A 12,152-nucleotide genomic window follows, 5' to 3' on the forward strand; every position below is an offset into this window, starting at 1 on the left:
TTTCATGAGCTGTAATCGGAAGCAGAATCTCCTGCAGGCTGGACTATGGGCCTGCGTGGCGCTTAGTTCGGTGGGTGTCCAGGCGCAGTATCGACAGGAGTCTGGACACTCCATCGGCACCGTCACTACGCAGGGCAATCTCATCGTTCTTACGCTGGATGAAGACGTGCTGGGGAAGGCGAATCTCTTCGACCTAGCCCATCACACCCTGCGGTTTACCCCCGAAGGTTCGCGCTATCGAGTGGAGGCCGTTCCGGTAAAGTGGGACTCCGAGTTTGGCACGGAGATGTCTGGACCCGAGGCGAATCTCAAAGGCTTCTCCTTCCCCTTCTCCGGCAAGACCTGGAATACCTTTTCTGTTGGCGTCACGGGGTCCATCGCCTTCGGTGAAGCACCCACAGCAGGCCGACAATCCATCGCCGAACCCAATCGCTCCGGCGGCCTGGCGATCAACCGTTTCGCCGAACTCAAGCAGGCCGGCTCGGCCATCATCAACACCGTTCCCGCCATCAGCGTCTTCTTCAAGCCGCGCCTCTCCGGCAAGCGCTACCTCAAGGAGACCGCAGACCGTGCCGTCATCACCTGGAGCCTCACCGAGCCCATCGGCGGCGTGCAGGACATGTACTGGACGCCGACGGTGAACCGCTTTCAGGCAGTCCTCTACAAGGACGGTACGATCGAGCTCAACTACGACGACGTCCACGCCGAAGACGCCATCGTCGGCGTCTACCCCGTGGTCACGACCGGCAAAGAGACTGCGATCGCCACTGTTCCCGCTACGGAGAACGCGGCCATTGCCGCCAACCTCAACATCAAGAGCCTGAAGGTCTCCGCTGTCGACGGCCTGTTTCTCAAGGTAGACATCGAGACCCGTGGCCTCATCCTTCCTGAGACCGATCCCGCCGCCATGAGCATCGCCTACCGCGTCTGCATCGACCGCAACAAGCCCACAGCAGACTGCACGCCGAACTCCGATACCTCATGGACCATCCAAGCCGGCGGAGGACGCCGCAATCGTGGCGGAGCGCCTCACTACATTGCGTTCGGCCCCGGCGTGCTGCCCGCAGTCAAGGTCAGCGGAGACACGATCTCCATGCAGGGGACGCTGCCCGCCGGATACAAGCCCGGCGATCAGATCTTCCTCTCTGCCGCGGTGCAATCTCCCGGAATGCCTCCGGTCATCGCCGACCGCGTGTCGCCGCATCCGATCAAGCTCGCCGGTATCGCCAGCCCGGAGGTAGATCTTTCTACGTTGAAGAAGAAGGACGGCCCGTTCGCCGTCGCCTTCGAATCGTTCCACTACATGAAGCCGCCGCGCGCAGTCGATCTCACCTGCTCCATCATCAAGGCGCTGGGCGATAACTTCGACATGCTCGCGTACTACTCGGACTTCCGCATAGACAATCCCGAGGCGGGCACTTCCAGCAATGGGCCGCTCGGCGGTGGTCCCAACGGCGGCGCCGTCACAGGTATCGGCGCCGAGCAGCGCAATCTTGCCGCTTACTGCACGCAGGGACGTTTTCAGTGGCAGTTTATTCAGCCGGTCTACGTCGGCGCGAACCAGATGCAGGAGTATCCGCCCGACGGTCTCAACGAGACGAGCATCCACAACGTCGCGGCGTACACGCATCAACTCGCCGAGCGCACGGCGAACGGCAAGATCCCGCCTTACGACTACGCGATGTCGCAGATCGGGCATGAGATGGGACACCGCTGGGCTGCCTTCGTTTCTGCGAAGGTTGGCGGCGAGACCATCGACCTCGGCCCCACGCACTGGGCCCGCGGTCTGCAGGCTCCTGTTGCCTTTCCCTACCAGCGTCCCACTGAAGCCTCCGCCATGGGCGGCGGTGTGTGGCAGGATAACTTCGACGGCACCTTCACCCAGCTCGATGACGACTACTACGTGCCCGCCACCGGCTGGTCGTACCTCGACCTCTACCTCATGGGCATGATCTCACCCGCCGAAGTGCCGGACTTCTTCATCCTGCGCAACATGGTGCCTGCAGGGCACGATGCCAACGGTCACGCGATCTTCAAGGCCGATCGCACCAAGGTCACCATTCAGGACGTCATCACCGCGGAGGGTCCTCGCCTGCCCGCAGTCGATCAGGCGCAGAAGAAGTTCAACACGGGCATGGTGATGGTCGTCGAACACGGCAAGCAGCCCAGCCCGAAGCTCATCGAAAGCGTCACAGGAATACGCGAACGGTGGATGGACTACTGGACTACGACCACCGGCCATCGCTCTACCATGACGGCGGACCCGAAGTAATCATTCAGGAGCAAACAAAGCCCCTGGAGCACAGCCTGCTCCAGGGGCTTGATGCGTGGCGGCGAGATAGTCGATCTCTTGCAGCTCCTCGTACCATAGGGCGTGCTATCAAACTGCTCCTCGAGCACCTTCTACAGGGTGGGCCTGAACCCTCTTCATCTCTGTGCTGAAGTACCGGCGTCTCATCCAGAACGCGACGTTCACCAATCCAATAAGCGCGGGGACCTCTATGAGTGGACCCACCACTCCAACAAAGGCCTCGCCCGAGTTCAGGCCGAAGACAGCTACTGCGACCGCAATCGCCAGCTCAAAGTTGTTCCCGGCAGCGGTAAAGGACAGCGTTGCGGACTGCGCGTAGTCCGCCCCCAGCTTCCTGCCCATCCAGAAGCTCACCAGGAACATGATGACGAAGTAGATGACGAGTGGGATAGCGATCTTGACCACATCGAACGGCAGCCGCACGATCAGGTCGCCTTTGAGTGAGAACATGACAAGGATCGTGAACAGCAACGCCACAAGCGTGAGAGGGCTGATGCGAGGAATAAAACGCGTTCGATACCACACCTCACCCTTCGCTTGAATCAGGACGTAGCGAGTAAGGAAACCAGCAACGAATGGAACACCAAGGTAAAGACCGACGCTCTTTGCAATCTGACCGATACCGATAGGAACGATACTTCCCTCCAAGCCAAACCACTTCGGAAGAACAGCCAGAAACACCCAGGCATAGAGGCTGTAAAAGAGCACCTGAAACACGCTGTTGATCGCTACGAGGCCAGCAACATAATCCGTATCTCCTTCGGCAAGTTCATTCCAGACCAGGACCATGGCAATGCAACGGGCGATGCCGATCAGGATCAGACCACGCATATAGGCAGGCTCGCCTTTGAGAAAGACAATGGCCAGAAGGAACATCAGTATCGGCCCAACGATCCAGTTCTGCACAAGAGACAGGCCAAGAATGCGCTTATTGCGGAAGACCTCGCCCAACTTTTCATAACGGACTTTCGCCAGCGGCGGAAACATCATAACGATGAGGCCGATGGCGATAGGAATATTCGTCGTGCCGGACTGGAAGCGGTTGACGAACCCCGCGGAGGACGGGATCAAGTGGCCGAGGGCAACTCCCATCGCCATCGCCAGGAAGATCCAGAGCGTGAGAAACCGATCCAAAAACGAGAGCTTCTTGCGAGCAGCCGGAGCACAGACACGGCCTTGAGTGATCGAAGCTGACACTAGCAGACCTCACAGGATGGAGCTTCGAGCCTGGTGGGAAGCGGAGCGCCTTCCAGCAGGACATATTTCGATGGGGAGCAGCAGGCTTTTGTAAGCCGCGCCCTGTCCGCCTGCATTGGCTTTTCTTCTTTCAGCCAACCGAGCGTCTGCTTCAGGATCTGCGCGGCTCCCACGTGCTGCGGCATGACGATGCGATAGTGCATCCACTTACTTTCCCGCCGCGCTGAGACGATCCCGGCGCTACGCAGGTAGGCCAGATGCCGCGAGATCTTCGATTGAGGCCCGCCGAGGATTTCTACAAAGTAGCAAACGCAAATCTCCTGGTCGCCCATGAGGTTCAGCAGCCGGAGCCGCGTGTTATCGCCGAGAGCCTGAAAGAACCGTTCCACGTTATACGTCTGTTTCGCAGCCATAGACTTATATATATGCATTGGCGTATATGAATGCAAGTCATATAGTCGCCTAAGCAGATATTTACCGGTCAAGCCTACGACGGCCAGGAACGCTCACGTATCAGGAGACATCATGCAGACCGTCATCTTTGCCTGCGTTCACAATGCCGGTCGCTCCCAGATGGCGGCGGCCTTCTTCAATCTGCTTGCCGCTCCCTCCAAGGCACGAGCAGTCTCAGCAGGAACCTCGCCCGCGTTGCGTGTTCATCCCGAGGTCCTTGAGGTCATGAAGGAAGTCGGGATCGATCTAAGCGAAGCCAAGCCCCAGAAGCTCACCGATGAACTGGCGCGGCAAGGCCAGTTGCTCATCACCATGGGCTGTGGGGATCAATGCCCCTACGTTCCCGGACTTCGCCGGGATGACTGGCCTTTGCCCGATCCTAAAGGCCGGCCGATGGAAGAGGTGCGCAACGTGCGGGATGAAATTCGTACCCGCGTGTATGACTTGCTAAAAGCTGAAGGACTATCACTAGCCGAATAGCTGCATTACGAGTCGGGCCTCCACCAGATCATTCAGGGTCTTGATGCGTGGCGGAGAATGTAATTGCCTAAAATCGGACTTTCGAGAAACTACTGGGTCCCTCGTGAGCCGACATGTAATATCGGAATCGAACCTGAGCACAGACATGCTACTCCACGTCCGGAGAATGAAAGCGCCATGACTATCCTTGCTCGCCTGGAGCTCTGGAAGGAGCAAGGGGCAATATCGAGTGAGCAGCAGGCTCATTTAGCGAGCCTCTCTCGACAAGAACCCTTTTCGCTCTCGCTCGAGCTTAACCTTCTCCTCTATGCAGGTGTGTTGGCGTTCATCGCCGGACTTGGCTGGACTGTCTCGACCTGGTCGCAGCAACTCGGTGATGTACTCGTCCTGACCGTTCTCTCCATCCTCCTCACCGCCTCCTTTTGGTATTGCTTTTCCCGCGCGCCGGCCTGGTTGGCTGCGGAGACGGCTGCACCGACTCCGATCTTCGACTATGTCCTCTACCTCGGCAGCCTCGTCTGGTGCGTAGAACTCGGTTACCTGGAGAACCGTTTCCACGTCCTTTCCGGGCAATGGGACCTCTATCTCCTGGCCACGGCCCTCCTCTTCTTCTTCCTTGCCTATCGTTTCGACAATCGCTTCGTGCTGTCTCTCGCTTTGTCCTCACTCGCAGGATGGTTCGGGCTCACGATCTCGCATTGGCCGTCCCATCAGGACGCGGCCTACCGGCAATACGCGTTGCTCTACAGCCTGCTGGTCGGTATAGCGGGCGCGATTCTCCAGCGCCTCAAAGTGAAGCCGCATTTCTTTGGCACGTATCTGAACATCGCCACCAATGTTCTCTTCTGGGCAATCCTCTCCGGGGTCTTCGAACGGGAAGGCAATGGACTGTGGCTTGTCTTTCTGCTGATCGCTTGTGGTTCGTCTCTTGCCTGGGGCTTGAAGCGCCGCGAGTTTGCCTTCGTTGCCTATGCCGCCGTCTACGGCTACGTGGGAGTCAGCTCGCTGCTCATCCGCGACGCCTCGGACTTCACCTTTATCCTGGCCTACTTCACGATCACCGCAATCGCAATGATCGTGATGCTTGTCCAGATCGCGCGTCACTTTGGGAGGGCGGAGTGAGAATCTACACGGACGCGAACGAAGAGTCTCTGCGCGCTCAAAAACTCCTGACGCAGTGGGCCGGCGACGGTTCCCTGAGCAAGGAGCAGTACCAGCGTCTTGAACAAGACACGGTCTCCGACCTGCGCACCACGAATATCTTTTTGAGGCTGGTACTTTTCTTCTTCACCATCCTCGGCGTAGCCGCCGCAGTCGCGCTCTTCTTCGTGATCTTTCTTTCGCGGCCATCGGAACAGACCACAGGCTTATGGTTATTGATCTTCGCTGCTGTCTCCTACACGGCCGCCGAGGTCGCCGTAGCCCAGGCCCGTCTGTATCGCTACGGAATCGAGGAAGCACTCGCCGTCTGTTCGGTTGCTTTTCTGTGTGCAGGACTAGCTCTCTTTTCTTTCAGTGGCGCTCCTAATTCCTCGCGCGAAATTCAGCTTGTGGTTTCCGCCGCTGGGGCCATGGCTTCGCTTTGGATCTGGTATCGCTTCAATCTGTGGTACACCTTTCCCGCCGCGATGATCTTCGCCATCTTCCTGCCCGCCTCCTGGACCGCCTCTCCCTCGGCGCAGCATATCTTCATCTCAGCGTTGTACGCAGCCGGACTAGTCTTTATAGTCCCCATCCGCTCCCGCCACCGCTTCGATTACCTTGAAGATGCGTATTCGATCTCTGAGGCGTTTCTGTGGCTCGGTATATACCTGATCCTGAACCTCAAGATTTCAGCTTTGGGCTTGCCCTCACAGTGGTGGAGCGACATGTGGCTCACCTCGGAATCCGCTGGCCCGTTCTACTGGGCGACGTGGGTGCTCACATGGTGCCTGCCGCCCCTCATACTCACACGCGGCATTCGCCAGAAGGATCGCTTCATCATCGCGGTGGGCGCACTTACTGCCGTCCTCACCCTTGCCACCAACAAACCATACCTCGGCTGGCAGCGGCATACCTGGGACCCGATGCTTCTCGGGATAGCACTGACTGGCGTTGCCTTGTTCCTTCGACGCTGGCTCGCTCAGGGGCCGAGCGGAGTTCGCCACGGCTTTACGGCTGCACGTCTGTCGGGGAAGGACAAACACGCGATGAGCGTCGGCTCTGCCGTACTCGGACTGATAACCCCTCAATCCATAACGCCAACCCCGCAAACGCCAACCCCGCAACCAACCGGTCCGGACTCTCGGTTTGGAGGAGGATCGGGAGGCGGAGGCGCCAGCGGCGATTTTTAAAGCGCTTGCCAACCGATACAATCGGTTATTCCACTTCCCACCAGATCACTCAGAAGTAGGAGAGGTGGGGTTAGGCTGCGCGAGTGCCATAGCGCGCGGCCGTATCAGTAGCATCCCGACGACAAACCCGGTGACTAAACCACCGAAGTGGGCGGAAAGGTCTGTCGTTCTGGTGATGGAACCGTAGACGACGTTGTAGAGAACGAAGATTCCTGCTGACTTGGCGATGCTCTTCGTTACCGCTGGGTCGAGCGACCGTCGATTTCTGAGGAGAAAACCGAACACTGCTCCGTACAGGCCAAAGATGGCTCCGGAGGCGCCTGCGCCGACCACCATCGGATGCACCCAAACACTTACAAGACTGCCGCCGAGGCCTGCGAAGAAGTAAATCAGCAGATAGCGTATGCGCCCGAAGGCCATTTCAATAAACGGCCCTATCTGGAAGAGCACATACATATTGAAGCCAATATGGATGATGCCGAAGTGAAGAAAGCAGGAGGTGAGCAGACGCCACCATTGATGTGCGCCTACGGTGAGCGGGCCGAAGTCCCCACCCCAGTTCGCGACGTCGAGGGCTGTGGGCTCGGTGAAGGAGACGCCACTTGCCACCATGGCGGCAAAGACCAGGACATTGATCGCGATCAGAGCGTAGGTAATGGTGTAGGGACTGGGGGCGCGGGAGGCCGAGGATTGTCGGGGGAGGGTTTTGGCGGTGTGATCCATGTGTCTACAGTTCACTCCCTTTGAGTTTGCATAATCATAGCGCGGACGATACCGAGGCGTACCGGTGCCATGTAATGCAGACCTCGTCAGGGATGCTTCTGGATTGTTGCCAAATCGCCGAGTCAATCATTGAGCCTCTGTTGGCAGTAGAAGTCGGCTCGCCACGCTCCCGCTGAAAAAGTCGATGCCCATCTTTGGAAGGATGACCTTAAGTATTTTGTGCAAGTTGTTTCGTCATCCCAGCACAAAGGCCCGGGCCAAAGCCCGGGCCCTCTCAATCCTGCAAGCAGGATCTAAGCCCCCAGCATGCCATGAGGATCAAGCACGAACTTCTTTGCTGCACCCTTGTCAAAGTCCGCATAGCCCTGAGCAGCTTCACTCAGAGGAATAACGGTTGCGTTTACAATCTTGCCGATAGGCAGCCGGTCATGAAGAATGGCCTGCATCAACTGGCGGTTGTACTTCAGTACAGGAGTCTGCCCCGTATAGAACCGGTGCGACTTCGCCCAGCCCAGGCCGAACCGCATCTTCAGATTTCCGGTCTTGCTCGCTTCATCATGCGCACCCGGATCCTCGGTGACATACAGTCCGGGGATGCCAATTGACCCAGCAGCCCTCGTGATCGTCATCAGCGAGTTCAGCACAGTTGCCGGAGCCTCTTCACCATCCTTACCCTGCGCCTTTGCTTCAAAGCCAACCGCATCAATCGAAGCATCAACCTCCCGCTGTCCGATCGCCTTCTCAATCAAGTCGGTCAGGTTATCGCTCGTCGTCAGATCAAGCGGTACATAGCCCATACTCTCGGCATGTGCCAACCGCTCCTTGTTCATGTCTCCAATCATCACGACTGCCGCGCCCAGCACATGTGCGGAAGCCGCCGTCGCCAAACCTACGGGGCCAGCTCCGGCCACATACACGATCGATCCGACACCGACACCTGCATTCACCGCACCGTGAAAGCCGGTCGGCAGAATGTCCGAAAGCATCGTCAGGTCCTTGATCTTCGACATCGCTTGTTCTTTGTCGGGGAAAGGGATCAGGTTGAAGTCGGCGTAGGGCACCATCACATACTCCGCCTGCCCACCAACCCAGCCGCCCATATCGACATACCCAAACGCGCCGCCTGCGCGGCCGGGATTGACGTTCAGACACACGCCTGTCTCCTGCATTCTGCAAGTCCGGCAACGTCCGCAAGCAACGTTGAACGGTACCGTCACCAGGTCACCCTTCTTGATGTACTCGACGTCCGATCCAAGCTCGATCACCTCTCCGGTAATCTCATGGCCAAGCACCATCCCAGTCGGAGCAGTCGTACGCCCTCGCACCATATGCTGGTCAGATCCGCAGATGTTGGTCGAAACCACCTTCAGGATCACGGCATGCTCAATCTTCTTGCCTGCTGGATTCTGCATCTTTGGGAAGTCAATCGACTGCACTTCCACCTTGTTCTGTCCTAGATAAACAACGCCGCGATTTTCAGCCATTGCACTTTCCTTATCTTGTTCAAATACGTTAGGGGATCTAACTCCAGATTAAGAGTTGGCACGGTCACCCAAACACTCTCAAGACCCATTCAGTGAGATGCCGTTCCACACACATAAGCACCCCCCAATCATTTTGCAATCCTTGGTTTCCTGCGCTGACCTATCCAGGGTGAAACAACGGCAGGCGTTGCGAATGTGGTATTCCGGACGAGTCCAATGTGGTCGTATTCTCTCAGTTCTGCTAAATCGCCGAGTCATTCATTGTGCCATTATTGGCGAGCAGAAGTCGGCCCTCCACCGGATCATTCAGGAGCAAACAGAGACCCTGGAGCATAGCGTGCTCCGGGGTCTTGATGCATGGCGGAAATGCGGTCTATCTCCTCCAACTCCTCGAGCGTCCACTCGACCTGCATAGCCGCAACATTCTCTTCGAGATGTCTCTGCCGGCGAGTTCCCGGAATCGCGAAGATACTGTTGCCCTTCGCGAGGATCCATGACAATGCAAGCTGTGACAGTGTGATCTGTTTCCGAGAGGCCAGTTCCGCGAGGCTCTGAAGAAACTTTTCGTTTCGCGCAAGGCTCTCTGCCTGGAATCTAGGCAACGAGCGGCGAAAGTCCTGTTGAGCCAGTTCGTTCGTTGCGAGTGCACCGGAGAAGAACCCACGGCCCAAAGGCGCGAAGGCGACAAAAGACACTCCAAGCTCACGGCAGGCTGGCAGAATCTCCCGCTCGGGCTCACGGCACCAGAGAGAGTATTCGGACTGCACCGCAGCGATGGGATGAAGCGCGTGGGCACGACGGAGTTGTTCGACAGAGACCTCCGAGAGGCCAACGCCGCGGATCTTTCCCTCAGCTACCAGTTCCGCCATGGCTCCAACCGTGTCCTCGATGGGAACCTGAGGGTCGACCCGATGCAGCGTATAGAGATCGATCCTCTCGATGCCCAGGCGCTTCAGGCTACCTTCGACGGCCTCGCGCACGTACGCCGGAGACGCGTCGCGGCGAACCACCTTCCCGGTGGCATCACAGACAAAGCCGAACTTGGTGGCGGCCACCGCCTCCGCGCGGCGTCCGCGAAGAGCTTGGCCGACCAGTATCTCATTCTGGCCCGCGCCGTAGATGTCCGCCGTATCGAGCAAGCTGCAGCCAAGATCGAGCGCTCGATGCAGCGTCGCGACGGCCTCCGCCGGGTCGGCGGGACCATAGGCGTTCGACAGTCCGAAGCAGCCGAAACCCAGGCCTGCCGCTTCAAGACCGGTCGAACCGAGTTTGCGTTGAGTGGAAATAGCAGGCAGTCGCATAAAGTTAGCTTATTCGATGCATTTAATGTATACGATTATGGATTCTCTATGTACATTAAACAGCATGCGATCGTATAGCGTTTCACGGTTTTGCCTCGCCCTTTTGCTGATATTTTCCACAGGCTGTGTCACCGCCCAGGTCACTCCCGCCGTGAGCGCGACCGCTCCGCCTGCACTTTCGGGCGGCGACACGCTGCTCGGGAGCTACGGTCCCTACCGCGCAAACAACGACCTGCTGTACTACCACCTGGATGTGCGCGTAGATCCGGTCAAGCAGTACTTGAGCGGATCGAATGCGATCCGGTTTCGCATGCTGGAAGATGGAACGCGCATCCAGCTAGACCTGGTGCCAACGTTTCAGATCGACGGCATCTCGCTCGAGAATCCGAAGGGCAAGCCCACACCGCTGGTGTACAAGCGCATCGAGGGCCGCTCGATCTACATCGACTTCCCCCACACCCTGCGCAAGGGCCAGGTGTACACCGTCGACTTCCGCTACTCAGGACATCCCGCGGAGATGGGACGCTTCGGCGGTTTCGTATTTCGCAAAGACCCCATGGGCAGGCCGCTCGTCAACACCGCGTGCGAAGAAGAGGGAGCGAGCGTATGGTGGCCGAACAAAGACCAGTGGCGCGATGAAGTCGAGTCCATGGACATCAGCGTGGAAGCTCCCAATGAGTTCACTGAAGTGTCGGGCGGACGCTTTCAGGGCAAGACCGATCTGCACGATGGCTATACGCGCTGGGATTGGAAGGTGCAATATCCGATCAACAACTATGACGTCTCGCTCAACATCGGAACCTACACGCACTTCAGCGACACCTATAACAACCTGAGTCTCGACTACTACGTCTTTCCCGAAGACCTCGATAAGGCGAAGCGCCAGTTCGTGCAGGTGAAGAACATGCTGAAGGCCTACGAGCATTACTTCGGCGAATATCCCTTTCCGAAAGATGGCTACAAGCTCGTGGAAGCCTTGTATTCAGGCGTTGAGAACCAGACGGCGATCACCTACGGCAACCACTTTGAAAACGGCTACCTTGGCCGTCCTAAGACGGGCATCGGCACATGGTTCGACTTCATCATCATTCACGAGAGCGCGCATGAGTGGTTCGGCAACAGCATCACGGCGCGCGATCGTTCGGATATGTGGATTCACGAGGGCTGGGCAAACTACTGCGAAAGCCTCTTTGTGGAATACATGTGGGGAAAGAAGAACGGATTGATCTATCTCAACACCGGAAAAGACGGCGTGAAGAATGCGATGCCCGTGATCGCGGCAGAAAATATCTACGCGACGCCTCCTGTGGATCAGTACAAGAAGGGTGCGCTGTTTCTCAATACTCTGCGGAGTGTTGTGAACAATGATGACGAGTGGTTCAAGCTGCTTCACGACTACTATCAGCACTTCAAGTATCAGACGATCATGACGACAGACATGATCGCATTCTTCAATCAGCAGACCGGCCTGGAACTGACACCGATCTTCAATGAATATCTGCGGCACGCTGCGATTCCGACCCTGGAACTCAAGTTCGATGAATCGGCTCACACGGTGTCGTACAAATGGGATGCGGAAGAGCCGGGTTTTGCTATGCCGATACGCGTCGGCAAGAGCAGTGACTGGCAGATGGTGCAGCCCTCAACAACGAAGTGGAAGACACTTTCAACTTCGTTGACGAAGGACGAGTTCGAAGTCGCAACCGACCTCTACTATGTCAATGTTCGCAAGCAGTAGCCTTTGTGTTTGCTCACATACAGAATCGTCATCCTGAGCGTAGCGCCTCGCGCTTTTGCGAGGTGCGCAGTCGAAGGACCCCGAGGGACTTGACCTTACCCAGACTCTCCGGACCTTCTCCACCACGAAAGC

10 protein-coding genes are annotated in these 12,152 nt (G+C 57.5%); 5 read left to right on the forward strand and 5 right to left on the reverse strand.

Annotated elements, in window-relative coordinates; all coding sequences use genetic code 11:
• Positions 1-4 precede the first annotated feature (4 nt).
• A complete protein-coding gene (locus ACIX8_RS23485) occupies positions 5-2,272 on the forward strand; it encodes a hypothetical protein (protein WP_014267895.1) in 2,268 nt (755 codons plus the stop codon).
• 108 nt (positions 2,273-2,380) lie between these two features.
• Here ACIX8_RS23485 and arsB read toward each other — a convergent pair whose 3' ends face one another.
• Both arsB and ACIX8_RS23495 read right to left on the reverse strand, forming a co-directional pair.
• Positions 2,381-3,508 carry an ACR3 family arsenite efflux transporter gene (gene arsB, locus ACIX8_RS23490; protein ID WP_014267896.1) on the reverse strand — a complete coding sequence of 376 codons (1,128 nt, stop codon included), beginning with the start codon at positions 3,506-3,508 and terminating at the stop codon, positions 2,381-2,383.
• Positions 3,508-3,921 (reverse strand): ArsR/SmtB family transcription factor, encoded by a 414-nt coding sequence (locus tag ACIX8_RS23495; RefSeq protein WP_052310686.1) that lies wholly within the window; start codon positions 3,919-3,921, stop codon positions 3,508-3,510. The genes arsB and ACIX8_RS23495 overlap by 1 nt, the downstream gene beginning before the upstream one ends.
• 112 nt (positions 3,922-4,033) lie before the next feature.
• Between ACIX8_RS23495 and ACIX8_RS23500 the strand changes: the two genes are divergently transcribed.
• The 3 genes from ACIX8_RS23500 (at position 4,034) to ACIX8_RS23510 (ending at position 6,774) form a co-directional block, all read left to right on the forward strand.
• Positions 4,034-4,441: an arsenate reductase/protein-tyrosine-phosphatase family protein gene (locus tag ACIX8_RS23500; RefSeq protein WP_014267898.1), complete on the forward strand. Its 408-nt coding sequence runs from the start codon at positions 4,034-4,036 to the stop codon at positions 4,439-4,441.
• Positions 4,442-4,618: 177 nt separating this feature from the next.
• Positions 4,619-5,563, forward strand: coding sequence for a DUF2157 domain-containing protein (locus ACIX8_RS23505; RefSeq protein ID WP_014267899.1), 945 nt, complete (start codon positions 4,619-4,621; stop codon positions 5,561-5,563).
• Entirely contained in the window at positions 5,560-6,774 is a 1,215-nt protein-coding gene (locus tag ACIX8_RS23510) for a hypothetical protein (protein WP_014267900.1), read from the forward strand. Before ACIX8_RS23505 ends, ACIX8_RS23510 begins: the two co-directional genes overlap by 4 nt.
• A 45-nt stretch (positions 6,775-6,819) precedes the next feature.
• On the opposite strand, the gene ACIX8_RS23515 is transcribed toward ACIX8_RS23510, so the two are convergent.
• The 3 genes from ACIX8_RS23515 to ACIX8_RS23525 form a co-directional block, all read right to left on the reverse strand.
• A complete protein-coding gene (locus ACIX8_RS23515; protein WP_014267901.1) occupies positions 6,820-7,497 on the reverse strand; it encodes a rhomboid family intramembrane serine protease in 678 nt (225 codons plus the stop codon).
• Between the two features lie 293 nt (positions 7,498-7,790).
• Entirely contained in the window at positions 7,791-8,981 is a 1,191-nt protein-coding gene (gene fdhA / locus ACIX8_RS23520; RefSeq protein ID WP_014267902.1) for a formaldehyde dehydrogenase, glutathione-independent, read from the reverse strand.
• Between the two features lie 302 nt (positions 8,982-9,283).
• Positions 9,284-10,282, reverse strand: a complete 999-nt coding sequence (locus tag ACIX8_RS23525) for an aldo/keto reductase (RefSeq protein ID WP_014267904.1) — start codon at positions 10,280-10,282, stop codon at positions 9,284-9,286.
• 151 nt (positions 10,283-10,433) lie between these two features.
• Between ACIX8_RS23525 and ACIX8_RS23530 the strand changes: the two genes are divergently transcribed.
• Entirely contained in the window at positions 10,434-12,020 is a 1,587-nt protein-coding gene (locus ACIX8_RS23530; RefSeq protein WP_223295425.1) for a M1 family metallopeptidase, read from the forward strand.
• The last annotated feature ends 132 nt before the right edge of the window (positions 12,021-12,152 follow it).

The organism is Granulicella mallensis MP5ACTX8 (assembly GCF_000178955.2).
GTDB lineage: Bacteria > Acidobacteriota > Terriglobia > Terriglobales > Acidobacteriaceae > Granulicella > Granulicella mallensis.

What these genes read in the sequence shown, in the direction of transcription:
- ACIX8_RS23485 (WP_014267895.1), top strand. Translation starts at nt 5, where the DNA reads ATGAGCTGTAATCGGAAGCAGAATCTCCTGCAGGCTGGACTATGGGCC.
- ACIX8_RS23495 (WP_052310686.1), bottom strand. Translation starts at nt 3,921, where the DNA reads ATGGCTGCGAAACAGACGTATAACGTGGAACGGTTCTTTCAGGCTCTC.
- ACIX8_RS23500 (WP_014267898.1), top strand. Translation starts at nt 4,034, where the DNA reads ATGCAGACCGTCATCTTTGCCTGCGTTCACAATGCCGGTCGCTCCCAG.
- ACIX8_RS23505 (WP_014267899.1), top strand. Translation starts at nt 4,619, where the DNA reads ATGACTATCCTTGCTCGCCTGGAGCTCTGGAAGGAGCAAGGGGCAATA.
- ACIX8_RS23515 (WP_014267901.1), bottom strand. Translation starts at nt 7,497, where the DNA reads ATGGATCACACCGCCAAAACCCTCCCCCGACAATCCTCGGCCTCCCGC.
- fdhA (WP_014267902.1), bottom strand. Translation starts at nt 8,981, where the DNA reads ATGGCTGAAAATCGCGGCGTTGTTTATCTAGGACAGAACAAGGTGGAA.
- ACIX8_RS23525 (WP_014267904.1), bottom strand. Translation starts at nt 10,282, where the DNA reads ATGCGACTGCCTGCTATTTCCACTCAACGCAAACTCGGTTCGACCGGT.